Source organism: Actinoplanes utahensis (assembly GCF_016862455.1).
Lineage (GTDB): Bacteria > Actinomycetota > Actinomycetes > Mycobacteriales > Micromonosporaceae > Actinoplanes > Actinoplanes utahensis.
In genome coordinates this window covers 17,795-41,494 of sequence record NZ_BOMZ01000094.1, presented here as the reverse complement: position 1 = coordinate 41,494, position 23,700 = coordinate 17,795, and the positions used below count along the sequence as shown (strand labels likewise).

Sequence of the window (23,700 nt, the reverse complement as noted above, 5' to 3'; positions counted from 1 at the left end):
CTGTACCTGCTGCTCGTCCACGGACGAGGCCACACCGCCACCGCGGCTCAGGACGGGTCTCTGCTGAGTGTCAGTTACGTGGTCCGCGGCGAATCATGGTTCGGAGCGTGTCGATCCAGTCGCCGTCGGGGCCGATGCCCTCTACCAACCAGGTGGCGCCGGCGGACGCGTACTCGTCGGCGGAGAAGCCGTCCGCGTGGAGGGCGACCACGTCCCACGCCGCTGGGCGTTCGATGCCGTCGAGGTAGGCAGCGAGCTTGTCGGGGGTCAGCGTCTCGGTGCCGGAGAGGGGAACGAACCCGTCCCACCGAGCGGCACGCTCCAGCGGACGGCGGTGCGGGCTCTCGCCCGCTACCCAAATCGGCGGGCGAGGCTGCTGAACCGGGCGCGGGAGCATCTCGGTGCGCACGGTGAAGTGCTTCCCGTCGTGATCGACCGGTCCGCGCAGGAGGCCGTCGAGAACCGTCAGGCCTTCGTCGAGCACGGCCGCGCGGTGGCGCGCCTCTCCCCGCTCCCCGAAGGCCTCGAACTCGGCGTCCGCCGGCGCACCCAGTCCCACACCGAGAACGGCGCGGCCGCCACTGAGGTGGTCGAGGGTGGTGAGCTCCTTCGCGACTTTCCACGGCCGCCGCCGGGCCAGCGGAGTGACCATGGTGCCCAGGAGTACGCGTTCGGTGCTGGTGGCGGCGGCGCCGAGCAGCACCCAGGGGTCGTGCACGTCGAGTCGCAGCTCGGGCTCCCAGGTCAGGTGATCCCAGAAGAAGACCCCGTCCCAGCCTGCCTGCTCCGCGTCGACGGCGAGCGCGACCAGCGTCGCCGGTGGCGCGAACGGGGGGAGATTGATGGCGAACCGCATGTTGCCCTTCCCTTCCGCCGGACCTGCACTCCGTGGCTACATGATCAGGCTATCCGAGTCTGCTGTGGAGGGCCGCTTGCGTGTTCTGCAAGCGGCTCGACAGCGCTCTCGTCAGACTTCGATGTGCGTCATCGTCTGTCTTCCGCGCGGAGGCCGGAATGGCCGAGGCGCGCATCAAGCGGTTCACCGCCGTCGTCACCATCGACGCGATGTCTCATGAGGCATCCCGAGTCTGGCGAACGATGGGATTCGCGCGATCAGCTACGTCAACGGCGGCAGGGTATGGGTGCTATCGCGTGACTGCAACGACGTCACGGCTTCCTACCCCGACCTGACGGCGCTTCGCGGCCTGCTCGCCGACCGGGCGACTTTCGCTGCGAGATCGTCGCCGTGGGCGCCGGTGGCACAGCGCGGATCGTAGCCGGCGGCACCTGGCGCCCGGCGCCCGCTATCCCGCTCGGCAAGCCCGCGTTATGGCCGCCGGCGGCGAAGCCGACGCCCAGACACTCGACCGATTCGTGAACGAGTGGTTCGTCGCTCCTCGGCTCTCCGGTATTCGCGGCGACGGCCCGCGTGTCTGCCCGCAGCCCTGTCAAGTCCCGGCGCTCTTCGTCCGTTTCTTCCTCGGCTCCGGACATCGACTGGTGAACCCAGTGCCCGTACACCCGTTCATGGCGCTCTAGCAGAGCCTTCAGCCGGTCGGCCAGTTCGGGAGAAAGATCAAGTTCGGCAGGATTCAGTTCGTCGACACCGATGACACCGGGCGAGCGGTTCAGCAGAAGCGAGTCGTACCCGAAGTCCCATTCGACCGAGACGACGGTCGGCTGCACGCATCCCACACCCGCAACCATGAGGCGCGGAGGTGAACCGAATCGGCAGTCCTCCGCTGACCCGGGGCGCGTACCAGCCGAGCGCCTCACCGTCATGCATCCCCCGTGCGTCGACTGAGGTCAGGTCGGCGCCGACCGGGACAACGGCCGGGCTCGGCGCCGCGTCCCGCGGATGGTCCACCGGCCGGGACCCGGCCGGCTCGGGGACCACGTTCCGGCGCACCCGGCCGGGTGACAGGTGGCGGTTGTGGATCGTGGGCGGCGGGGTGTCCGTACGGTCGCAGCATGGTCTTCGTTCGCCGTCTGTCCACCGCCGTCCTGGCGGCAGCGCTGTGTGCCACCGGATCCGGGCCCGCGGCCGCCGCGGTCACTCCCGTTCCCTATGGGACGGGGGCGCAGATCAGCACGGACACCGGCCGCGTCGAGTACACGGTCTCCGCCCCCCGGGTCGTCGTCTTCCACGAGGACGAGTACGACGGCAAGTCGTCGTCGTGGAAACCCGGCGCCGTCATCGCGTCCATGGTCCGCGTCCAGGTCTCGGTACGCGGCGTCTCGGGCGAGGTCGATGCGACGTCCTCGGTCCAGCTGGTCTACGAGGCGCCCGACGGTCTGCTCGCCGGTACGGACGTCCCGCCCAGCGCCCACGAGAAGACGGACCTGCTCCTCAGCAAACCGTCGACGCTCAGCGAGGGCCAGCGCATCATCGGCGAGGTGTACTTCGCGTCGAAAACCGGAGGCGGCAAGGTCATCGCGAGCAGCGGAGGCCGGCGGCAGGCCACATGGCGCCCGTGAGGAACGACCGTCGGGGTGCTGCCGGTCACCGTCTTCGACGCCCCTGACGGACACGAAGGCCGCCCTCGGGTCCGGTGCGTCACGGTGGAGACGGCCGTCCTCGTACGCCTCCCGGCAGCGCGGCCGCGATGTCCGGCTGATATGCGACCTTGCTCGTCCATTCCGATGCGCCCACGAATCCGCGATCTTGGACGGTTCATATATCGACGCTGGGGCGCTGGGGCAGCCGAATGGCGCCTTCACATGCCGGCGCGTGCCCGATACCCGAAGGCCGGCCGCGACGGAGCGTACGACCGGTAGTCCGTTGCGGTGCATGACATCGACGATCGGCGTCATCGTCGGCGTTGGTATCGTGGCCGACCGGCCGGGAGGTGGGCGTGGTCAACGTCGGTGTGCGGCGTCCCGCACGTGGAACCGCAGCGATCGTCGTGGCGGGGGCGGTGCTCGGCCTGCTGGCGTTCACCGTCGATGCTGTCGACGGTACGGCCCGGCAGGTCATGACCGCTCTGGTCAGCAGCGGCCTCGCCTGGGGCTCTGCGGCGGTGCTGGCCGGGCACACCGCCCCGGATCGCCGCAGTGCGGTGACGCGGGCGACCCTGCTGCTGATCTCGGCCACTCTCGTCTATTACCTCCTGATCCTCGTGATCAGCCGCCGCTGGAGCGGCGGCGTGCTGGTGGACGGGTCGTCGGCGGACTGGTACGGACTGCGTTCGCTGGCGGTCATGACCACGGCCTGGTCGTCGGTGTCGATGGTCGCGGGACCGGCACTGGGCCTGTTGGGCCTGACGGCACGCACCGGGCGGCTACGGAGCGCCGCGCTGGCCGCGGGCGCCTCCTGCGGGCTGCTGTCCGGCGAGGGGTGGTCGCAGATCGCCGCGGCACCGCCCTGGCGCCTGCTCGCGGTCGACGGTCCGGACGCCGCCTTCGCCCGGGGGGTCCTCGCCGCGGAACTGGTCGGGGTCATCGTCCCGCTCGCCGTCCTCGCGTGTCTGGTGTCGGCCCGGCGGCTCTGGGGTGCGTGGCATCTCATGGCCATCGCGACAGGGGTCACCGCGACGCTGAGCGCAGTGCTGTGGCACCTGGTCCGTGTCGCCGCGAACCATCTCGGCTGAACACCGGCCCGCCCGGCAGCGCGACGTCACGGCGACGCAGTGCCGACAACGTCCCCGCATGCCGAGGGCGGGCGGATGGCCCGGTCTCCGGCGCGTCATGATCGTCAACCGTCACGAATGCCACCAAGGAGCACCGCGGCGACGGACCGCCGAGCGAGCATCACATCGGGCATCCCGGAGGGACCGATGCCACGTACCGCGCTGCGCATTCCAGGAGCAGATAAGCCGGCAGCAGGGTCGCGCTCCATCCGGCCAGTGCCGCGGACCGCACTCCCCGATACCGTCGCCGCAGCACGCTGAGTGCCACAGCGGCCAAGCCGACGACCGCAACCATGACGGCCATGATCAACGCGTTCACGGCGGTCTCCTCAGGGTTGCAGAAGCCGTCGCCCTGCATGTAGACGCCGAGAAGGAACACACCCGTCGCCGCCGTGAGAACAGCCGCCGCCCGGCCACATGAGGCAAGGATCGCCCGCCTGGGCGTAAGAGGTGTCGTCACGACGGCATCCTGGCACCCGTCCGCAACGAACGCGCGGGGAGGCGATCGAGACGAACAGCCGGCCAACGGAAGCGCAAGCACGCCCTCGCTTCCGGACGGGGCCTGGCTGGTCGGCATCATGAACGCATGATCATGCGAATGTGGCGCACGCAGGTGGACGAGGGCCGGGCTGCCGAGTACGAACGTTTCGCCGCCGAGGAGTCGCTTCCGATGTTCAGTTCCCAGCCCGGCTTTCTCGGCCTGCTGTTCGGGCGGGAAGGTGCCGAATGCGTGGTGGTGACCCTCTGGGAGGACCACGCGGCGGCTGATGCGCTCGAGGCATCACCGGGCTATCGCGAAACGGTTGCGCGAATCAGCGCGGCGGGATTTCTGCGCGGCGCTTCCACCGTCGAGCGCATGAGCGTGCATGGCAGCCGGTTGCCCAGCAGCTTGTCGTTTCCATGACTTCGGCGGGGCTCGGCGCCCTCCTTGTGGTGCGTCGGCCGTTGGTGTGCCTGGCGGGTGGCGAGCCGGCGTCACGGCACTCGGTACCGAACAGAACTAAGGGAACAACAGAGAGGTCAGGCGTGTGCTGCTCTGGCGGTAGACGCTGGAGCCGTTCGCCGGCTCGACCAGCACGCGCCGGCAACCGTCGGCCTCGACATGGATGGTGCCGCCGGATGCCAGGTGCAGGTCCATGGTGCAAGTCTCCGCGGTGGCGGGCTCGTCCGGCAGGCGCAGAGTGGGCAGTAACGCGGTCAGGTCATCGGCGCGAGCTTCCTCGGCGGTCATCTCGGTGCCGCCGCCCGGCCGCTCACCCGGTCGCGTCCGGAGGCCCGTCCGGTCCCGGCGTCTGTCGCCCGCGCTCAGCAGCCGAAAGCGCGACACCAGCGTCGGGAGCGATACCGCGCCGGCACGGTGCGACCCGCACCGGTGGCCGTCGTCGTCCCAGATGCCGGCTGCGGTATCAGCCGATCTTTAAATAATCCTTGATGAATGGTTTCTGCGGGTTTGCGCACCTAGCATCTCCGCTCATGTCACTCCGCTTCAAAGCCGTGGCCGTCGGCGCGGCCGTCGCGCTGGCCGCCGCCTCGTGGACCTGGTTCACTCCCGCCGACGCCCCGGCCGCGACCGTCGCCTTCAAACATCCCGGGGTGCTGCTGAGCAGAGCGCAACTCGACTTCGTGAAGGCGAAGGTGAAGGCCGGCGCCGAACCGTGGAAGTCCGCGAACGCCGCGATGATGTCCAGCTCGTCGGCGTCGCTGTCCTACACCCCGAAGCCGCGGGCCACCGTCGAGTGCGGTTCCAGCTCGAACCCGGACAACGGCTGCACCGACGAGCGCCGTGACGCCTTTGCGGCGTACACCCATGCTCTGGCCTGGTATTACACCGGCGATTCCCGCTACGCGGCCAAGTCCATCCAGATCATGGACGCCTGGTCCGGCACGATCAAGCAGCACACCGACAGCAACGCGCCGCTGCAGGCGTCCTGGGCCGCGTCGGTGTGGCCGCGCGCCGCCGAGATCATCCGGCACACCTACGCGAGCTGGCCCCACGCGGGCCGGTTCGGCACCATGCTGCGCACCGTCCATCTGCCGCAAGCCCTGGCGAACCGGGCCGCCTACAACGGCAACTGGCAGCTCACCCAGCTCGAGGCGGCGGTCGGCATCGGCGTCCACCTCGACGACCGGGCCGTCTACGACCAGGCGGTCGCCACGTTCCGCAAGCGGGTGCCCGCCTACATCCATCTGACCTCCGACGGCGCGCTGCCGAAGCCGCCGCCGGGAACCTCGATCGACACTCGGGCCGAGATCGTCAAGTACTGGAACAACCAGACCACCTTCGTCGACGGGCTCTCCCAGGAGACCTGCCGGGACTTCACCCACACCGGCTACGGGATCGCCGCCGTCTCGCACATCGCCGAGACCAGCCGCATCCAGGGCGCCGACCTGTACCCCGAGGTGCAGGAGAGGCTCCGGCACGCGATGGGCCTGCACGCCAAGCACTCCACCGGCGCCCTGCCGGCGTGGCTCTGCGGCGGCGCCCTCGCCAACCGCAAGCTCGGCCCGGTCACCGAGGTGGGCTTCAACGCCCTCAGCAACCGCCTCGGCATCGCCATGACCAACACCGCGTCGCTCACCGCGGCGCAGCGTCCCGCCGGCAACAACAACCTGATGTCCGCCTGGGAGACCCTCACCCACGCCGGCAACCCGGCCTGACCGCAGCGCGTCCACCGGTTGCATGCGGGCTGCCCGCATGGCCGGGTAGGTCACGTGACTTCTGCGGGCGGCAGTCAGGCGCGGGGGTGTCGCAGGTATCGGTACAGCAGCCACAGTCCGAGGGCGACCGGTGCCAGGACCACCGAGACCGCGACTCCGAAGATCACTCCGTAGCCGTGCGGATCGGCGGACAGCCCGGTGACGCTGAGCACCGCCACACCGAGATTCAGCGTGATCACGAGGGCGACGCAGGCGAACGCGGCCAGCACGACGAACCGGAGCACGGTCCGCAGGGAGCCGGTGCGGCGGGCGCTGCCGGGCGTGTCCATGTCACCGCCTTCGTTTCGCTTCCCCGGCACGATACGGAAGGTCCGCAAGCCCCGATCGGGGCGCGGGGAGCAGGGCGCGGGGCGACCGGCCGTCGCTCCTGCCGCCGATCGGCACGGTCGACGGCTTCTGTTCACCGGGCGCCGGTGAGACAGTCGGGTCTCCACAGCAATCCGGAAGCGCCGGGCCACTCGGGGATGGGCAGAGCTGATGGACGGATCGGAAGGGCGCCCGGCGCCGGTGGCCGGGTTCGCCGGGCGTAGCGCGGTGACCGCGGCGGTGGTCCGGGGATGCGCCGCGGCTCTGGCGCTGCTGGGCGCCGTCGCCTGTGACAGTTCGCCGCCGGAGCCGCGAGCGACGTCGCCCGCTCCGTCCGGGGACGCGTTCACCGTGCCGCCGCTGTGGTTGCCCGCGGTGGCGGCCGGCGCTCCCTGCCCGGTGACGTCGGCGCGCCCGTGGACCGGCCCGGGGCAGGCGGGCCGGGTGCTGGGGGACGGGCCGGTTCATCCGGTCGCCGACTACCTCGGTGGCGAGGCGGTGCTGGAGCTGCGGCCCGGCGACCGCCGCCCGGACGGCGCCTATGAGAAGAAGGTGCGGTGGATCGCCGCCGGGTACACCGGTCCGGTGCTGGTGCGGGCCGCCCGGATCGACGCGCCGGGCGCTGCCGGTGTCACGTTCTCCTATGTCGGGGAGCCGCGTGACGGCGGGCATCACGCCGTGCTCACCCGGGAGAACAGCGACCTGCCCGCCACCACCACGGTCGCCGGTCCCGGCTGCTACGCCTATCAGGTGGACGGCGTCGCGTTCAGCGGGACGATCGTGTTCCGTGCCGTGCTCCAGCCTTCTCCCCGCCCGGCCCTGACGACCAGTCGGGAGTGAGCTCAGATCGACGACGTGATCGGGGCCCGGTCCCAGGCCGCCGGTGCGGGCAGCATGTCGGCGACCCGGAGCGGGCTCGCCGGGGCGGGAGCGACGAACTTGTAGCCGACCTGGCGGACGGTGCCGATCATCGATTCGGAGTGCGGCCCGAGTTTCGCCCGCAGCCGGCGGACGTGGACGTCGACCGTACGCGTGCCGCCGAAGTAGTCGTAACCCCAGACCTCACGCAGCAACTGGTCGCGGCTGAACACCCGCCCGGGCTGCTGGGCGAGGAACTTGAGCAGCTCGAACTCCTTGTACGTCAGCGCCAGGGAATCGCCGCGCAGCCGAGTCGTGTAGCTGTGCGGGTCGATGGTCAGGTCGCCGATCCGGATGAGCTCCTGCCCGGCGGTGGTGGCCGCCCCGCGCCGGCTCACCGCCATGCTCAGCCGGGTCGCCACCTCGGTCGGGCCGGCGGTCGTCAGGAGGAAGTCGTCGGCGCGCCAGTCGACGGCGACGGAGACCAGCCCGGCCTCGCGGACGACCGCGAGCAGGGGGGTGTCCGGCCGGTTCGCCCGGATCAGCCGGCAGGTCGTGCGGCCCTGGTTGAGCTGTTCGCTGGCGTCGACCAGGATCGCGGCCACGTCGGGCGTCTTGGCGGCTTCGGCCCACCGGGCCAGCGGCGCGGTCTGGACGGCGTACGGCAGCAGGTCCAGCACCGGCAGCACATCGCGGTCGCCGTCGGTCAGCAGGAGCAGATTCATGACACCCTTCCATGGCACCTGAAGTGCGCGAACGCCCGTACGAAAGGACCGGGGTCACCGTGTTGGCACGCACGCTAGCCGTGGACTGTTACCGGCGGATATCGCGGCGATGCGGTCCGTGATTCGTCACTGGCGGGCGTCCTCTACTGTCGCCGTCGCCGACCTTCGACGATCTCGAGAAATGGACCATGATGCCGAGACGCCGGCCGATGGTGACCCTGATGGCGACGGCGATCGTCGCTCTGAGCGGATGCACGGTCAACGTGAACGTTCCGGGGGAGACCGCCACGACGCCGCCCACCGGGCCCGCCGCCACGACACCCGCGGGCACGACACCCGCGGGCACGACACCCGCGGGCACGCCGCCGGAGGCGGGGACGTACGCCTTCGTGGGCGTGGTGCGAGAGAAGCTGCCGGAGCTGGGTGGCGGCCGCGGCGACGAGGAGTTGCAGGCGATGGCCGACGTGATCTGCAACGCGCTGGCCAAGGACGCGAAGAGCGGGGACGTCGTCGACGCGACCCGGTCGATGGGTTCGCGCGACGGGACGCCGATCGACCACGCCACCGCGAACGAGGTGATCAAACTGGCCATCGACACCTCGTGCCCCGGTCAGGCGTCGCGGGTCGACGAGTTCTGATCCGAGACGGCACTCACGCCGGGCCGTTCCGTCGAGGGGCGCTCGCCCGGCCGCCGGTAGTATCCAGCGACAATTCGAATACTGGAGCGTCGATGACCTACCCCCCGCCGCCCGGACAGCCGCCCTACCCGCCACCCGTCGACCCGTTCAACCAACCGCACACCGAAGTGGATCACGGCCAGCCGGTCTACGGCCAGCCTGGTTACGGTCAGCCCGGTTACGGTCAGCAGGTTTATGGGCAGCAGGGCTACGGCCAGCCGGGTTACCCGATGGCGCCGCCACCGCAGGCCCCCAAGTCACGGACCGTGGCGATCACGCTGCTCTCGGCGGCGATCGCGTTGGTCGTCGTGGTCGGCGGCGGCACCGTCATCTACCTGGCCGGTGACCGGTCCGGCGGCGACAAGGGGGACACCGTCGCCCAGCGGCAGAGCGTCAGCCCGAGCGCCGGCCCGTCCGAGACGTCCGCCCGGGACCGGATCACGATCAAGGAGCCGGCCTGGCTGAACGGCCAGCCCAAGATCGTGGCCGAGGAGCTGAACTCGCTGACCACGGAGTTGGAGAAGGAGATCCAGGACTACCCGGGCGCGGCGAACGCGTTCGGGGCGGTCTACGGCTCGATCGCGGACAAGCAGATGACCGTCGCGCTGGCCGCCGAGGTCGACATCGACGATCCGCGGATCATGCTGGACACCGTGTTCCAGTCGTTCAGTGACAAGAACCAGCTCACCAATGTCTCCGAGGCCAGTGTGGGGCAGCTCGGCGGGGTGGCGCAGTGCGGCAACGCCCGGGTCGGCAAGGACGACATGGCGCTGTGCGGCTGGGCGGACGAGGGCAGCGTCGGCATGTTCCTCTTCTTCTACAAGACCGCGGTGGACGTGAAGGGCGATTTCCCGGGCATGCGCGCCGAGATCGAGACCAAGGACTGAAACCGCCGCGGTTGCTGTTGGGGTGGCCATCACCCGGAAGGGTCAGGTCGTTCGGCACGGGGCCGAAAGACAGCTCGTGACGGGTATGGGTACGGCGCGCCAGCGGTGGAGCCGATTGTTGGAGGCGCCTGCGACGGCCCGGTCGGCGATCGCCGGCACCGCCGTGGGCATCGTGATCCTGGCGATCTCGGCGACGATGGCGTCCAGCGGCACGGTCGACACCACCGACGAGGTCCGCCGGGTGCAGACGGTGACGCAGAAGTTGAACGGGATCTCCGTGCAGATCAACGCGGAGGACGCGGCGCTGCGCCAGTACCTGACGACCAAGGGCACCGAGTACCGCCGTGCCCATCTGGCGGAGACGCTCGGCGGGGCCCGGGCGAACCTGGACTGGCTCGAGGAGAACAACGGGATCGACCGGGCGGAGCTGGACGCCATCCGCGGCAGCTACGAGAACTACAACCGGATCGTGCTCGACATCATGTCGCACGCCGAGAGCGGCGTCGTCGTCCAGGGTTACGACGACCTCGCCTCGATGACGTTCGCGCCGCTGCGCGACAACGTGCTCCGGATCGGTGACATCCACCAGCGGGAGCTGACCGAGTACCTGCAGGAGGTGAACCGGCGGGCCGACGTCCTGCAGGGGATCGCCGTGGCGACGGTCGGGATCGTGGTGGCCCTGTTCGCGGTGTGCGCGAGCGTGCTCGTCGGTTACCAGCGCCGGGCCGAGCGGCAGGCCGCGAGCCGGCTGCACGAGGCCACCCACGACCCGCTGACCGGGCTCGGCAACCGGGCCAAGCTGCACCACGAGCTGGACGCCGCGGTCCGGCTCGGGCAGGCGGCCGACGAGCCGTTCAGCCTGCTGCTCATCGACCTGGACCGGTTCAAGGAGGTCAACGACACGCTCGGCCACCACGCCGGCGACGAGCTGCTGGTCGAGGTGGCGCAGCGGCTGAACCAGGCCTGCCGGGCCGACGACGTGGTGGTCCGCCTCGGCGGCGACGAGTTCGCGCTGATCCTGCCGACGGCCCCGGACCATCCGGAGGCGGTGGCCGCCGGTGAGCGGATCCTGGCGGATCTGCGCCGGCCGATCCGGCTGGGCGGCCTGCTGGTCGACATCGACGCGAGCATCGGCGTCGCGTCGTACCCCCGGGACGGCCACGACGGGGCCGAACTGCTGCAGCACGCGGACGTCGCGATGTACGCGGCCAAGCGCCGGCACGGTGGGGTGACCGGTTACGACCCGTCGCTGGACGGCGGCGACACGAGCCGGCTGACCCTGCAGAGCGAACTGCGGCAGGGGATCGGACGTGGCGAGTTGGTCGTCTTCTACCAGCCCAAGGTCGACGTGAGCACCCGTCTGCCGTGCGGCGCGGAGGCGCTGGTGCGCTGGCAGCACCCGGTGCGGGGGCTGCTCGGCCCGGACACGTTCATCCCGCTCGCCGAGGACAGCGGCCTGATCGACCTGGTCACCGCCGCGGTGCTGGACCAAGCGCTGGCCCAGATCAGCGAGTGGACCGGGCTCGGTCACGAGCTGCCGGTGTCGGTCAACATCCCGGCCCGGTCGCTGACCGACGACGCCTTCCCGGCCGTCATCGCCGAGGCGCTCGCGCGTCACGGCGTACCCCCGAGGCTCCTGACCCTGGAGATCACCGAGAGTGCCGTGATCGCCGACCTGTCGCGGGCCGGCAAGGTGCTGGCGCGCTTGCGGGAGCAGGGCGTCAACATCTCGATCGACGACTTCGGCACCGGGTACTCCTCGATCGCGCACCTGCGCGACATGCCGCCGCACGAGCTCAAGATCGACCGGAGTTTCGTGATGAGGATGTGCGAGAACACGCGGGACGAGACGATCGTGCGCGCGGTGGTGGACCTGGCTCGCAACCTGCGGCTGCGGGTCGTCGCCGAGGGCGTCGAGACCGAGAGCGCGCTGCGCACCCTCGGGGAGCTCGGCTGCCACGAGGCGCAGGGGTACCACATCAGCCGTCCGCTGCCGGCCGCCGAGCTGACCGCCTGGCTGGCGGGGTCGGCTATGGCGATCACCAGGGCCTGAGGCCGCCCGCTCCACTACCGTGCGAAGAGTGGATCGCCGCAGCCTGCTGACATCGGTGCTGGCGGTCGCCGGAGCCGGCGGAGCCGGGCTGGCGGCCGGTTGCGGCCGGTCGTCGCCGGGCACGCCGGAGAGCCTGGACGTGCTGCTCGGCGAGTCGGTGCGGGCGTCCAGCCCGATGGTGGCCGCTGAGCGGTTCTTCGCGGCGAAGGTCGCCGAGCTGACCGGGAACCGGTGCCGGGTGACCGTGCGACCCGGCGGTGAGCTCGGCGACGAGCAGCGGATGGCGGAGATGCTGCGCACCGGGAAGCTGGCCTTCTGCAAGACGCTGCTGGCGAACCTCACCGCCTACGACAAGCGGCTCGCGGTGGCCAGCCTGCCGTACGCGTTCACCGGCCGGGACCAGTGCCTGGAGAGCATGCGCGGCGAGTTCGGCCGCCGGTGCGCGGCGATCCTGGCCGAGCACGGTCTGGTCATGCTCGGCTTCTTCTACGCCGGGGACCGCAACTTCTACAACCGGGTACGGCCCATCCACACCCCGGCCGACCTCAAGGGCCTGCGGATCCGGGTCCCGCAGAGCATCGCCTCGATCGACATGATCAACGCGCTGGGCGCGACGGCGGTGCCGCTGGCCACCAACGACGTCGGGTCCGCCCTGAAGCAGGGCCTGGTCGACGGCGCCGAGAACAGCGTCGTCTTCTATCTGACCGAGCAGCATCTGGCGCACGCGCCGTACTTCTCCTGGAGCCGCCACCAGCACGGCGTGGACGTGCTGCTGGCCGGCGCGACGTGGCTCGCGGACCGGCCGGCCGACATCCGGGACGCGATCATGCAGGCGGGTGGCCTCGCCCAGGAGGAGGAGATCCGGCTCTGGGCGGCGGCCACCGAGGAGAACACCGCCCTGGCCACGGGGCAGGGCAGCCGGTTCAACGACGTCGACGTGCCGGCCTTCCGGGCGGCGCTCACCAAGGTGATCAGCGCCCATCGCGGCGCGTTCGGTGATCTCGCCGCGCTCCTGCCTTCGTAAGTTTCGGAATCTCGCGCCGATTGTTTCGACACCTCCTCGCCGCAGATCGCGCTTATTTCCATCGTCAGTGACATCTTGACACCCGGGTTCTCCCCTTCATAGTTTGAGCGCCATCTTTCTGAAACGTTCCGAAACTTTCGGTACCGAGAGGTGGGCTTAGATGGCACCGAAGAGGCACCTTGTCCTGGCCACGGTGGCGGCGCTGACCGCCGTGGGCCTGAGCGCCTGCAGTGGCGGCGACGACGGCGGCGCCGAGCCGGGCGGCAACGTCACGATGGACTTCTGGCACAACGCCACGACCGGCCCCGGCAAGGCGTTCTGGGACAAGACGGTGGCCGACTTCCAGACCGCCCACCCGAACGTCAAGATCAAGATTCAGCAGGTGCAGAACGAGGACCTGGACGGCAAGCTGCAGACCGCGCTGAACTCCGGCTCCGCGCCGGACGTCTTCCTGCAGCGCGGCGGCGGCAAGATGGCCGCGATGGTCGAGGCCGGCCAGCTCAAGGACATCACCGCCGACATCAGCGCCGAGACGAAGCAGGTGGTCGGCGAGGCGGCGCTCAAGACCGGGCAGGTCGACGGCAAGGCGTACGCGGTGCCCATCTCGATCCTGCCGGGCGGCCTCTGGTACAGCAAGGACCTGTTCGCCAAGGCCGGCGTCACCACCCCGCCGGCCACCATGGACGACCTGAACCAGGCCGTCACCAAGCTCAAGGCCGCCGGCGCGCCGGTCGCCCTGGGCGCCAAGGACGCCTGGCCCGCCGCCCACTGGTACTACTTCTTCGCCCTGCGCGCGTGCAGCCAGGCCACCCTGGACGCCGCCGCCGAGGACAAGAGCTTCAGCGACCCCTGCTGGACCACGGCGGGGGAGAACCTGAAGGCGTTCGCCGACACGAAGCCGTTCCAGGAGGGCTTCCTGACCACCTCCGCCCAGCAGGGCGCGGGCAGCTCGGCCGGTCTGATCGCCAACCACAAGGCGAGCATGGAGCTGATGGGCGCCTGGGACCCGGGCGTGATCGCCTCCCTGACCAAGGACACCAAACCGCTGCCCGACCTGGGCTTCTTCCCGTTCCCGGCGGTGCCCGGCGGGCAGGGTGACCCGGCCGCGGTGATGGGTGGCGCGGACGGTTACTCGTGTGCGGCCGACGCCCCGAAGGAATGCACCGACTTCCTCAACTACATCCTCACCAAGAACGTGCAGGAGGGCTACTACAAGGCCTTCAACGCGCTGCCGGTCAACAAGGACGCCCAGGGCGCGGTCACCGAGGACTACCTGAAGGTGGTGCTCGACGCGTACAACAAGGCGCCGTACGTCTCGCAGTGGCTGGACACCCTGTACGGCCAGAACGTCGGCAACGCGCTGAACGTCGGCGTGGTGAATCTGCTGGCCGGCAAGGGTGACGTCGCCGGGATCATCCAGGCCGTCAACGACGCCGCGAAGAAGGGCTGAGGGGCTTGGTGGCCTTGACACCCGGCACGCGCGTCCGGGCCGGGGGTGGCGTCACCGCGTCCCCGCCGGCCCGGCGCCGCCGGCGCGGCATCGGCTGGGCCCAGCGGCTGGAGATCGCGGCGCTGTCCGGCCCGGCGGTGCTGATGTTCGTCGGCTTCGTGATCACCCCGGTCGTGATGGCCGCCTACTACGGCTTCTACCGGTGGAAGGGATTCGGGGTCCCGACGAACTTCGTCGGGTTCGACAACTACGTCACCATCCTGCAGGACAAGCTGTTCCACGAGGCGCTGTGGCACAACGCCCAGATCGTCGTGCTGTCGTTGGCGTTGCAGGGCCCGATCGCGCTCGGCCTCGCCCTGCTGCTGAACCGGCGGATGCGCGGCCAGTCGATCATCCGGGTGCTGATCTTCGTCCCGTACGTGATCGCCGAGGTCATCGTCGGGACGGCCTTCGCCCTGCTGCTGCAGGCCGGCGGCGCGGTCAACGGCGTCCTGCGGTCGATCGGGCTGGGCGGGCTGGCCGCCGACTGGCTGGCCGACCCGGACCTGTCCCTGTGGACCCTGATGATGATCCTGACCTGGAAGTACGTCGGGTTCGCGGTGATCCTCTTCCTGGCCGGGATGCAGAACATCCCGGAGGAGCTGTCCGAGGCCGCCGCGATCGACGGCGCCTCGTACTGGCAGACCCAGTGGCGGATCACCCTGCCGCTGCTCGCCCCCACCATCCGGATCTGGGGGTTCCTGTCGGTCATCGGCGCGCTGCAGCTGTTCGACCTGGTCTACATCATCTGGGGCCAGTACGTCGCGTCGACCGCCGGCACCTCGACCATGGCGACGTACATGGTCTCCGAGGGGCGCAACGCCGGCAACTACGGGTACGGCAACGCGGTCGCTGTCGTGCTCTTCAGCGTCTCCATGTTCATCGCGCTGATCTACCAGCGCTTCGTGCTGCGCAGGGACAACCAGCATGGCCAGTGACTCCCGACGGGGTAATCCCGCCGTCTACGCCGCCGTCCTGGCGCTGATCGGTCTCATGCTGGGGCCGGTCCTGTACATCATCGTCGGCGGCTTCCGGACCAACTCGCAGATCACCACCGACCCGGCCGGCCTGCCCGACCCGTGGCAGTTCGGCAACTACACCGACGTGCTGGCCAGCAGTGTGTTCTGGCGGCAGGTCGGCAACTCGACGATCGCGGCCGGGGTGACCACCGCCGGCGTCGTCACGCTCGGCGTGATGGCCAGCTACGTGCTGGCCCGCTATCGATTCCGGGGCCGCGGCGCGCTGTACGCCCTGTTCGCCGCCGGCCTGATGTTCCCGATCACGGTCGCCATCACCCCGCTCTACATCCTGATCAAGAACCTGGGCCTGGTGAACACGCTGCCCGGCGTCATCCTCCCGCAGATCGCCTTCGGGCTGCCCACGACGATCATCATCCTGGTGCCGTTTCTGCGGGCGATTCCGCGGGAGATCGAGGAGGCGGCGGCGATCGACCGGTGCAGCCGGCTCGGTTTCTTCTGGCGGATGGTGCTGCCGCTCTCGGTGCCAGGCCTGATCACCACCGGCATCCTGGCGTTCATCAACAGCTGGAACAGCTACCTGCTGCCGCTGTTCATCCTCAACGACCAGGACTCCTTCACCCTGCCACTGGGCGTGCAGGCGTTCACGTCGCAATACTCGGTCGACACCGCGAAGGTGCTGGCGTTCACCTCGCTGTCGATGATCCCCGCGCTGGTGTTCTTCAGCCTGTTCGAACGCCGCATCGTCGGCGGCCTGACCGGCGCGGTCAAAGGATGAGCCGGCTCCCGCACGCGACCACCGAAAGGCAATGCGACATGACATCCCAGCTGCACGTGGCGACCACCGGATCCGACGACGCGGACGGCTCGGCACGACGGCCGTTGCGGACCATCAACCGGGCGGCTGCCCTGGCCCGGCCCGGCGACACCGTGGTCGTGCACGCCGGGGAGTACCGGGAGTGGGTGACGCCCCGCCGCGGCGGACTCAGCGACAGCCGCCGCATCACCTACCAGGCCGCCGAGGGCGAGCACGTCGTCATCAAGGGCTCCGAGCGGATCACCGGCTGGGAGCCCGACGGCGGGACGGTGTGGAAGGCGGTGGTGCCGAACACGCTGTTCGGCGATTTCAACCCGTTCGCCGAGGAGATCGCCGGCGACTGGATCGTGTACGCCGAGGGCGCGCCCCACAAGCACCTGGGCGACGTCTACCTCAACGGCGTCGGCTTCTACGAGGCCGGCTCGCGCGACGAGGTGTCGGAACCGGAGAAGCGCACCGAGATCCTCGACGCGTGGACCGGCGTCACCGACCGGGTCCGCCACCCGGAGCAGACACTGCTGGTCTGGTACGCCGAGGTGGCCGCCACCACGACGACGATCTGGGCGAACTTCCAGGGCGCCGACCCCAACGTGGAGCTGGCCGAGATCAACGTACGCCGCTCGGTCTTCTATCCGCTCGTCCCGCACCTGGACTACATCACCGTGCGCGGTTTCGAGCTGGCCCAGGCGGCGACCCCGTGGACGCCGCCGACCGCTGACCAGCCCGGCCTGATCGGCCCGAACTGGGCCAAGGGCTGGATCATCGAGGACAACCACATCCACGACGCGAAGTGTTCGGCGATCTCGATTGGCAAGGAGGCGTCGACCGGCCACCACCTCGCCACCGAACGCGGCGACAAGCCGGGCTACCAGTACCAGCTGGAGTCGGTCTTCGCGGCCCGGCAGATCGGCTGGGACCGCGAGCACATCGGCTCGCACGTCATCCGCCGCAACCACATCCACGACTGCGGGCAGAACGGCATCGTCGGGCACCTCGGCTGCGTGTTCTCCACCATCGAGGACAACCACATCCACCACATCGCCCTCAAACGCGAGTTCTACGGGTACGAGATCGGCGGCATCAAGCTGCACGCGGCGATCGACGTGGAGATCCGGCACAACCGCATCCACGACTGCTCGCTGGGCACCTGGCTCGACTGGCAGACCCAGGGCACCCGGGTGTCCCGCAACGTCTACCACGACAACAACCGGGACCTGTTCATCGAGGTCAGCCACGGTCCGTACCTGGTCGATCACAACGTCCTCGCCTCGCCGGCCGCGATCGAGCTGTGGAGCCAGGGCGGGGCGTTCGTCAACAACCTGGTCCTCGGCACGGTGTGGCTGGAGCCGGTGATGGACCGGGCCACCCCGTACCACCTGCCGCACAGCACCCAGGTCGCCGGTTACGCGTTCATCGTCGGCGGCGACGACCGCTGGATCGGCAACCTGTTCATCGGCGGCGACCCGCCGACGGCGTACGGGACGCGACCCGAAGGGCACTCCCCGGCGTACGCGGGCACCGCCGGCTACGACGGCCACCCGGCCTCGTTCGCCGAGTACCTGCAGCGCATCGACGAGCAGCCGCCGGGCGACCACCAGCGGTTCCTCGACGTCAAGCAGGCCGTGTACGCCCGGCGCAACGTCTACGCCGCCGGGGCACGCCCGTTCGCCGGCGAGTCCGGCCCGGTGGTCCTGGACGGCGGGTCCGCCACGGTCGTCACCGACGGTGACGAGGTCTACCTGGTGACCGACCTGCCGGACGGCCTGTACGCCGCCGACGCGACCCCGGCCGGCGGCCGCGATCTGGAACGCGTCCGGTTCGCCGACGCCGAGTTCGAGGAGCGCGACGGCAGCCCCGCCGTCATCACCACCGACCTGACCGGCGCCGCCAAGGGCACCGAGCGGACGTACCCGGCGGGCCCGCTCGCCGGTCTCACCGCGGGGAGTCGCCGCACCCGCCTCTGGTGACCCGTTCCCCGTGTGGGGTTCGGCCGCTGGTCGCGGCCGGACCCCACACGCGCGCCGGAACCTCGTGCCCGCCGCCGGCGGACGGTTCGCTGAGCCGTCCGGGGCGGGAAATCGGCTGATCAGGTGGCGGGGGACTGGCCGAACACCCATGGTGAGGTCGGGTGTGCGGCTGGTCGGGGGTGTGTCGGTGGACACGTAGCGGACATTCAGCGGTCATCGTTCATCTTCCGCCCGTAGGTTCGATAGCCGTCCCGGACGGCTCAGCGGCGTGCGCCCGGCTGACATCGGACCGGAGAGATGGAGCGCGCTAGGTGACTGTGACGACGGACCTGCGACTGATCGAGCTACCCGACATCGATCCCCCGCCCGGGGCGGTGGAGACGGCGGAGACGCCGGCGGTGTTCCGGACCCGGTCGGTGCCGGTGCGGCGGACCCTCGTCGACATCCTCGACGCGACCGTGGCGGCGCATCCGGGAGCGCGGGCGATCGACACCGACGCCCGGACGCTCACCTACCGGGAGCTGGCGGCCGAGGTCGAGGCGCTGCGGGCGGTGCTGCGCGGGCACGGGATCGGCGCCGGCGACCGGGTCGGCATCCGGATCTCCTCCGGCACGGCCGACCTCTATCTGGCGATCCTCGGCGTGCTCGCCACCGGCGCGGCGTACGTGCCGGTGGACGCGGACGACCCGGACGAGCGGGCCGAACTGGTGTTCACCGAGGCGGGCGTGTGCGCCGTGCTCGGCGACGGGCTGACCGTCTCGGTACGGCGTACCCCCGGGGGCGGGGCGGGACGGCCGCAGCCGGCCGACGACGCCTGGATCATCTTCACCTCCGGCTCCACCGGCACCCCGAAGGGGGTGGCGGTCCCGCACGGCGCCGCCGCCGCGTTCGTCGACGCCGAGGCACAGCTGTTCCTCGCCGACGAGGACACCGAGCCGCTCGGCCCCGCCGACCGGGTGCTGGCCGGGCTGTCGGTGGCGTTCGACGCGTCCTGCGAGGAGATGTGGCTGGCCTGGCGGCACGGCGCCTGCCTGGTGCCGGCCGCCCGGTCGCTGGTGCGCAGCGGCGTCGACCTGGGACCGTGGCTGGCCGGGCAGCGCATCACCGTGGTGTCGACGGTGCCGACGCTCGCCGCGCTGTGGCCGGCCGGGGCGCTCGAGGACGTCCGGCTGCTGATCTTCGGGGGTGAGGCGTGCCCGCCGGAGCTGGCGGAGCGGCTGGCCGTCGAGGGACGCGAGCTGTGGAACACGTACGGGCCGACCGAGGCGACCGTGGTGGCCTGCGCGGCCCGGATGACCGGCGAGGGACCGGTCCGGATCGGGCTGCCGCTGGCCGGCTGGGAACTCGCCGTGGTGGACGCGTCCGGCACGCCGGTGGCGATGGGGGAGACCGGCGAGCTGGTGATCGGCGGGGTCGGCCTGGCCCGCTACCTCGACGCCGCCAAGGACGCCGAGAAGTTCGCGCCGCTGCCCGCCCTGGACTGGGCCCGGGCGTACCGCAGCGGCGACATCGTCCGCGCCGAGCCGGAGGGACTGCTGTTCCTCGGGCGCGGCGACGAGCAGGTGAAACTCGGCGGCCGCCGGATCGAGCTGGGTGAGGTGGACGCGGCGCTGCAGGCGCTGCCGCACGTGGCCGGCGCGGCCGCCGCCGTGAAACGGACCGCCGGCGGCAACCAGCTGCTGGTCGGCTACCTGGTCACCCGGGACGGCTTCGACCTGGCGGCGGCCACCGACCGGATCCGCGAGCAGCTGCCGGCCGCGCTGGTGCCGCTGCTGGCGGTGATCGACGACCTGCCGACCCGTACCTCGGGGAAGGTGGACCGGGCCGCCCTGCCGTGGCCGCTCGCCGTCGCGGGCGCCGCCGACCCGGCGTCGCTGACCGCGACCGAGGAGTGGCTGGCCGGCGGCTGGGAGGAGATCCTCGGGGTCCGCCCGGCCGCGGCCGGCGCCGACTTCTTCAGCAGCGGCGGCAGCAGCCTGAACGCGGCCCAGCTGGTGGCCTGGATCCGGCAGACCCAGCCGCGGGTCTCGGTGGCCGACGTCTATCAGAACCCCCGGCTGTCGCAGATGGCGGCGGTCCTCGACTCCCTCGGCACCGAGACCGCGGTCCGCCGCGAGGTCCGGCCCACACCCCGGCGCACCGGGTTCGTCCAGGCCCTGCTGATGCTGCCGATGCTGGCGCTGGTCGGGCTGCGCTGGCTCACCATCCTCGCCACGCTCGGCAAGGTCACCGGGGTGGTGGCGCCGGACGTGTCCTGGTGGTGGATCGGGGCGGCCTGGCTGCTGCTGTTCAGCCCGCCCGGCCGGATCGGCCTGGCGGCGGCCGTGGCCCGGCTGCTGCTGCGCGGCGTCGGCCCGGGCGAGTACCCGCGCGGCGGCAGCGTCCACGTTCGGCTGTGGGCGGCCGAACGGTTCGCCGAGCTGACCGGCGCGACCGGGGTCGCCGGCGCCGGCTGGATGATCACCTACGCGAAGGCGCTCGGCGCCCGGCTCGGCGAGGACGTCGACCTGCACGCCGCGCCGCCGGTCACCGGCCTGCTGAAACTCGGCCGCGGCGCGGCGATCGAGCCGGAGGCCGACCTGTCCGGCTACTGGGTCGACGGCGACGTGGTCCGCATCGGCATGGTCCGGGTCGGCGCGGGCGCCCGGGTCGGCGCCCGCAGCACCCTGATGCCGGGCGCGCGGGTCGGCAAGAATGCCAGGATCGCCGCCGGGTCGACGGTGACCGGGGCGGTCCCGGCGAACCAGCGCTGGGCCGGCTCCCCGGCCGTCCCGATGCCGGACAAGGGCGCGACGGTCTGGCCGCAGCAGCGCCCGGCCCGCGGCCGCTCCTGGGTGGCCGTCTACAGCCTCACCGCGCAACTGCTGGGCCTGCTCCCGGCGGTGGCGGCGCTGCCGGCGCTCGCCCTGATCGGCTGGGCGTGGGGCAGCGGGAGCCGGATGCTCGCCGCGGTCCCGGCCGCGTCGGCCGGCTACCTCCTCGGGTACGCCCTGATCGTGCTGGTCGCGGTTCGGCTGCTCAGCATCGGGATGCGGGAGGGCTTCCACCCGGTGCGGGGCCGGGTGGCGTGGCAGGTGTGGACCACCGAGCACCTGATGGGGATGGCCCGGGTCGCGCTGTTCCCGATCTATTCGAGCCTGTTCACGCCGGTGTGGCTGCGGCTGCTCGGCGCCAAGGTGGGCCGCCGGGTGGAGATCTCCACAGTGCTCGCGGTCCCGGCGATGACGACCGTCGACGACGGCGCGTTCCTGGCCGACGACACCATGGTCGCCACCTACGAGCTCAGCCACGGCTGGCTGCGGGTCGCCCCGGCCCGGATCGGCAAGCAGGCGTTCCTCGGCAACTCCGGGATGGCCGCGCCCGGCCGCTCGGTGCCCAAACGGGGCCTGGTCGGCGTGCTGTCGTCGGCGCCGCGCAAGGCGAAGAAGGGCTCGTCGTGGCTGGGCGCCCCGCCGATGCCGCTGCGCCGCACCGTCGAGGCCGGCGACGCGAGCCGCACCTTCGACCCGCCGCTGCGGCTCGCGGTGGCCCGGGCCGTGATCGAACTGTGCCGGATCGTCCCGGTGGTCGCCGCCGGCGCCCTCGCCGTCGCGGTCCTCGCCGCGCTGGCGGCCCTCTGGCGGACCTACGGGCCGGCCGTCGCGGCACTGGCCGCCGGGCCGGTGCTGCTGGCCGCCGCGATCGTCGCCGGGCTCACCGCGACGGCCGCGAAGTGGCTGCTGGTCGGCCGGTTCCGGGTCACCGAGCGGGCGCTGTGGACGTCGTTCGTCTGGCGCAACGAGCTCGCCGACACGTTCGTCGAGGTGCTCGCCGCGCCGTGGCTGCTCCGGTTCGCCACCGGCACCCCGCTGCTCACCCTCTGGATGCGGACCCTCGGCGCGAAGATCGGCCGGGGAGTGTGGCTGGAGACGCTGTGGCTGCCCGAGTACGATCTGGTCCGGCTCGGCGAGGGCGCGACCGTCAACAGGGGGTGCGTGGTGCAGACCCACCTGTTCCATGATCGGATCATGAGCATGGACGAGGTCACTCTGGGCGCGGGCGCCACACTCGGCCCGCACGGCATCGTGCTGCCCGGCGCCAGCATCGGCGCCCGCACCACCGTCGGTCCCGGCTCGCTCGTCACCCGCGGTGACGCGGTGCCCGAGGACTCCCGCTGGCTCGGCAACCCGATCGCGACCTGGCCGGCGACGGCCTCCCGCAAGGCATGACCCCACCGGCCGGGCCGGTCGGCGCCTCGCCGGGTGCCGACCGTTCGACCGATCCGTACCTCCCGGAGCACGGCAACGGCGGCTACCGGGTGCTGCACTACGACCTCAACCTGGACTACCGGGTGGTGTCGAACCGGCTGACCGGCCGGGCGGTCGTCACCGCCCGCGCCGGTCAGCCGCTGTCCCGGTTCACCCTGGACCTGGCGTCCCGGCTGCGGGTGCAGGACGTGCGCGTCGACGGCCGGCCGGTCAAGTTCGACCACCGGCCGGGGAAACTGCGCGTCAAACCGGACCGGCCGATCGGTTACGGCGCCACCTTCAAGGTCGAGATCCGGTACGGGGGCAAGCCCGGCCCGGTGTCCGGCCGGTGGGGTGACATCGGCTGGGATCGGCTGTCCGACGGGGTCCTGGTGGCGAGCCAGCCGAACGGGGCGCCGTCCTGGTTCCCGTGCAACGACCGGCCCGGCGACAAGGCCACCTTCCTGGTGACGCTGACCGTGGCGTCGGCGTACACCGTGCTGGTGACCGGCGACCTGGTGTCGCGGCGACGGGCCGAGGGCAGCACCACCTGGGTGTACGAGCGGGACGAGCCGACCGCCCCGTACCTGATGAGCGTCCAGATCGGCCGGTACGACCTGGTCGAGCTGGCCGCCGGCCGGGTCGTCCAGCGGGCCGCGATCACCCCCCGGGCCCGCAGCGCGTTCGCGTTCGACTTCGGGCGGCACGGCGAGATCATGACGGTGCTGGAGCGGCTGTTCGGGCCGTACCCGTTCCGCGAGTACGTGGTCGTGGTCACCGCCGACGAGCTGGACGACCCGGTCGAGGCGCAGGGGATGGCCGTCTTCGGCCGCAACCACGTCGACGGGCGGCGCACCCACGAACGCCTCGTCGTGCACGAACTGGCCCACCAGTGGTTCGGCAACAGTCTCACGGTCGCCGACTGGCGGCACATCTGGCTCAACGAGGGCTTCGCCACGTACGCCGAATGGTTGTGGTCCGGAGCCTCCGGCGGCCCGTCCACCAACGCCCACGCCGCCCACTGGCATGCCTGGGTCGCGGCGCAGCCGGCGACCATCGCCGTCGCCGATCCCGGCGTGGACCGCATGTTCGACCCGCTCGTCTACAAACGCGGCGCGCTGGCCGTGCACGCGTTGCGGGCCCGGGTCGGTGAGCGGGCGTTCTTCCCGCTGCTGCGTTCGTGGGTGGCCGAGCACCGGCACCGGACCGTGACGACGGCCGGATTCCGAGAGCACGCCGCCCGGTTCTCGGCGGTGCCCCTGGACGACCTGTTCACCGCCTGGCTGGACCGCCCGGCCCTGCCGCCGCTGCCCGAGGTGCGGTGACCGGCGCGTCCCGGCCCCGTAC

The 23,700-nt window shown here is 71.2% G+C and carries 21 protein-coding genes; 15 read left to right on the top strand and 6 right to left on the bottom strand.

The genetic code is table 11. From position 1 onward, the window contains the following. Positions 1-70 precede the first annotated feature (70 nt). Both Aut01nite_RS34680 and Aut01nite_RS34675 read right to left on the bottom strand, forming a co-directional pair. Positions 71-856 carry an LLM class flavin-dependent oxidoreductase gene (locus Aut01nite_RS34680; protein WP_043531410.1) on the bottom strand — a complete coding sequence of 262 codons (786 nt, stop codon included), beginning with the start codon at positions 854-856 and terminating at the stop codon, positions 71-73. A 311-nt stretch (positions 857-1,167) separates the two neighbouring features. Beyond that, positions 1,168-1,686 (bottom strand): hypothetical protein, encoded by a 519-nt coding sequence (locus tag Aut01nite_RS34675; protein WP_152629039.1) that lies wholly within the window; start codon positions 1,684-1,686, stop codon positions 1,168-1,170. Between the two features lie 285 nt (positions 1,687-1,971). Here Aut01nite_RS34675 and Aut01nite_RS34670 point away from each other — a divergent pair, with 285 nt between their 5' ends. Next, positions 1,972-2,478, top strand: coding sequence for a hypothetical protein (locus tag Aut01nite_RS34670; protein WP_043531408.1), 507 nt, complete (start codon positions 1,972-1,974; stop codon positions 2,476-2,478). A 377-nt stretch (positions 2,479-2,855) separates the two neighbouring features. After that, positions 2,856-3,590, top strand: coding sequence for a hypothetical protein (locus Aut01nite_RS34665; RefSeq protein WP_152629038.1), 735 nt, complete (start codon positions 2,856-2,858; stop codon positions 3,588-3,590). A 160-nt stretch (positions 3,591-3,750) separates the two neighbouring features. Here Aut01nite_RS34665 and Aut01nite_RS34660 read toward each other — a convergent pair whose 3' ends face one another. Next, positions 3,751-4,089 (bottom strand): hypothetical protein, encoded by a 339-nt coding sequence (locus Aut01nite_RS34660; RefSeq protein WP_204037785.1) that lies wholly within the window; start codon positions 4,087-4,089, stop codon positions 3,751-3,753. 126 nt (positions 4,090-4,215) lie between these two features. Between Aut01nite_RS34660 and Aut01nite_RS34655 the strand changes: the two genes are divergently transcribed. Further along, positions 4,216-4,533 carry an antibiotic biosynthesis monooxygenase family protein gene (locus Aut01nite_RS34655; protein WP_043531402.1) on the top strand — a complete coding sequence of 106 codons (318 nt, stop codon included), beginning with the start codon at positions 4,216-4,218 and terminating at the stop codon, positions 4,531-4,533. Between the two features lie 96 nt (positions 4,534-4,629). Here the strand turns inward: Aut01nite_RS34655 and Aut01nite_RS34650 are convergent, their stop codons facing one another. Beyond that, positions 4,630-4,860: a hypothetical protein gene (locus Aut01nite_RS34650; RefSeq protein WP_152629037.1), complete on the bottom strand. Its 231-nt coding sequence runs from the start codon at positions 4,858-4,860 to the stop codon at positions 4,630-4,632. A gap of 242 nt (positions 4,861-5,102) precedes the next feature. Here Aut01nite_RS34650 and Aut01nite_RS34645 point away from each other — a divergent pair, with 242 nt between their 5' ends. Further along, positions 5,103-6,287: an alginate lyase family protein gene (locus tag Aut01nite_RS34645; RefSeq protein ID WP_043531398.1), complete on the top strand. Its 1,185-nt coding sequence runs from the start codon at positions 5,103-5,105 to the stop codon at positions 6,285-6,287. Between the two features lie 74 nt (positions 6,288-6,361). On the opposite strand, the gene Aut01nite_RS34640 is transcribed toward Aut01nite_RS34645, so the two are convergent. Continuing rightward, complete coding sequence (locus tag Aut01nite_RS34640) at positions 6,362-6,616, bottom strand: hypothetical protein (RefSeq protein WP_052164412.1); 255 nt, start codon at positions 6,614-6,616, stop codon at positions 6,362-6,364. A gap of 208 nt (positions 6,617-6,824) precedes the next feature. On the opposite strand from Aut01nite_RS34640, the gene Aut01nite_RS34635 reads away from it, so the two are divergent. Next, complete coding sequence (locus Aut01nite_RS34635; protein WP_152629036.1) at positions 6,825-7,493, top strand: hypothetical protein; 669 nt, start codon at positions 6,825-6,827, stop codon at positions 7,491-7,493. Between the two features lie 2 nt (positions 7,494-7,495). Here the strand turns inward: Aut01nite_RS34635 and Aut01nite_RS34630 are convergent, their stop codons facing one another. Next, on the bottom strand, positions 7,496-8,236 hold the full coding sequence (locus Aut01nite_RS34630) for a winged helix-turn-helix transcriptional regulator (RefSeq protein ID WP_052164411.1): 741 nt from the start codon (positions 8,234-8,236) through the stop codon (positions 7,496-7,498). A 188-nt stretch (positions 8,237-8,424) separates the two neighbouring features. Between Aut01nite_RS34630 and Aut01nite_RS34625 the strand changes: the two genes are divergently transcribed. From Aut01nite_RS34625 to Aut01nite_RS34580, 10 genes are all read left to right on the top strand, one after another. After that, positions 8,425-8,874 (top strand): hypothetical protein, encoded by a 450-nt coding sequence (locus tag Aut01nite_RS34625; RefSeq protein WP_204037783.1) that lies wholly within the window; start codon positions 8,425-8,427, stop codon positions 8,872-8,874. A gap of 92 nt (positions 8,875-8,966) precedes the next feature. After that, on the top strand, positions 8,967-9,800 hold the full coding sequence (locus Aut01nite_RS34620; protein WP_043531392.1) for a hypothetical protein: 834 nt from the start codon (positions 8,967-8,969) through the stop codon (positions 9,798-9,800). A 118-nt stretch (positions 9,801-9,918) separates the two neighbouring features. After that, entirely contained in the window at positions 9,919-11,853 is a 1,935-nt protein-coding gene (locus Aut01nite_RS34615; protein ID WP_052164410.1) for a putative bifunctional diguanylate cyclase/phosphodiesterase, read from the top strand. Between the two features lie 28 nt (positions 11,854-11,881). Next, on the top strand, positions 11,882-12,877 hold the full coding sequence (gene dctP, locus Aut01nite_RS34610; RefSeq protein WP_152629033.1) for a TRAP transporter substrate-binding protein DctP: 996 nt from the start codon (positions 11,882-11,884) through the stop codon (positions 12,875-12,877). Between the two features lie 160 nt (positions 12,878-13,037). Next, entirely contained in the window at positions 13,038-14,327 is a 1,290-nt protein-coding gene (locus Aut01nite_RS34605) for an ABC transporter substrate-binding protein (RefSeq protein WP_043531387.1), read from the top strand. Positions 14,328-14,335: 8 nt separating this feature from the next. After that, positions 14,336-15,304: a carbohydrate ABC transporter permease gene (locus Aut01nite_RS34600; RefSeq protein ID WP_236643088.1), complete on the top strand. Its 969-nt coding sequence runs from the start codon at positions 14,336-14,338 to the stop codon at positions 15,302-15,304. Beyond that, a complete protein-coding gene (locus Aut01nite_RS34595; RefSeq protein ID WP_043531386.1) occupies positions 15,294-16,121 on the top strand; it encodes a carbohydrate ABC transporter permease in 828 nt (275 codons plus the stop codon). Before Aut01nite_RS34600 ends, Aut01nite_RS34595 begins: the two co-directional genes overlap by 11 nt. 38 nt (positions 16,122-16,159) lie before the next feature. Then, positions 16,160-18,127: a right-handed parallel beta-helix repeat-containing protein gene (locus Aut01nite_RS34590; protein ID WP_043531385.1), complete on the top strand. Its 1,968-nt coding sequence runs from the start codon at positions 16,160-16,162 to the stop codon at positions 18,125-18,127. 317 nt (positions 18,128-18,444) lie between these two features. Then, positions 18,445-22,335 carry a Pls/PosA family non-ribosomal peptide synthetase gene (locus tag Aut01nite_RS34585; RefSeq protein ID WP_444978825.1) on the top strand — a complete coding sequence of 1,297 codons (3,891 nt, stop codon included), beginning with the start codon at positions 18,445-18,447 and terminating at the stop codon, positions 22,333-22,335. After that, the gene (locus tag Aut01nite_RS34580) at positions 22,332-23,678 is read left to right on the top strand and encodes a M1 family metallopeptidase (protein ID WP_043531383.1); all 1,347 of its coding nucleotides are present in this window, start codon (positions 22,332-22,334) and stop codon (positions 23,676-23,678) included. Before Aut01nite_RS34585 ends, Aut01nite_RS34580 begins: the two co-directional genes overlap by 4 nt. Positions 23,679-23,700: the final 22 nt, after the last annotated feature.

Bases quoted from the DNA above. Each gene is read 5' to 3' on its own strand.
- Aut01nite_RS34680 (WP_043531410.1), bottom strand. From the start codon at position 856: ATGCGGTTCGCCATCAATCTCCCCCCGTTCGCGCCACCGGCGACGCTG.
- Aut01nite_RS34670 (WP_043531408.1), top strand. From the start codon at position 1,972: ATGGTCTTCGTTCGCCGTCTGTCCACCGCCGTCCTGGCGGCAGCGCTG.
- Aut01nite_RS34655 (WP_043531402.1), top strand. From the start codon at position 4,216: ATGATCATGCGAATGTGGCGCACGCAGGTGGACGAGGGCCGGGCTGCC.
- Aut01nite_RS34650 (WP_152629037.1), bottom strand. From the start codon at position 4,860: ATGACCGCCGAGGAAGCTCGCGCCGATGACCTGACCGCGTTACTGCCC.
- Aut01nite_RS34645 (WP_043531398.1), top strand. From the start codon at position 5,103: ATGTCACTCCGCTTCAAAGCCGTGGCCGTCGGCGCGGCCGTCGCGCTG.
- Aut01nite_RS34640 (WP_052164412.1), bottom strand. From the start codon at position 6,616: ATGGACACGCCCGGCAGCGCCCGCCGCACCGGCTCCCTGCGGACCGTG.
- Aut01nite_RS34635 (WP_152629036.1), top strand. From the start codon at position 6,825: ATGGACGGATCGGAAGGGCGCCCGGCGCCGGTGGCCGGGTTCGCCGGG.
- Aut01nite_RS34630 (WP_052164411.1), bottom strand. From the start codon at position 8,236: ATGAATCTGCTCCTGCTGACCGACGGCGACCGCGATGTGCTGCCGGTG.
- Aut01nite_RS34625 (WP_204037783.1), top strand. From the start codon at position 8,425: ATGATGCCGAGACGCCGGCCGATGGTGACCCTGATGGCGACGGCGATC.
- Aut01nite_RS34620 (WP_043531392.1), top strand. From the start codon at position 8,967: ATGACCTACCCCCCGCCGCCCGGACAGCCGCCCTACCCGCCACCCGTC.
- Aut01nite_RS34605 (WP_043531387.1), top strand. From the start codon at position 13,038: ATGGCACCGAAGAGGCACCTTGTCCTGGCCACGGTGGCGGCGCTGACC.
- Aut01nite_RS34595 (WP_043531386.1), top strand. From the start codon at position 15,294: ATGGCCAGTGACTCCCGACGGGGTAATCCCGCCGTCTACGCCGCCGTC.
- Aut01nite_RS34590 (WP_043531385.1), top strand. From the start codon at position 16,160: ATGACATCCCAGCTGCACGTGGCGACCACCGGATCCGACGACGCGGAC.
- Aut01nite_RS34580 (WP_043531383.1), top strand. From the start codon at position 22,332: ATGACCCCACCGGCCGGGCCGGTCGGCGCCTCGCCGGGTGCCGACCGT.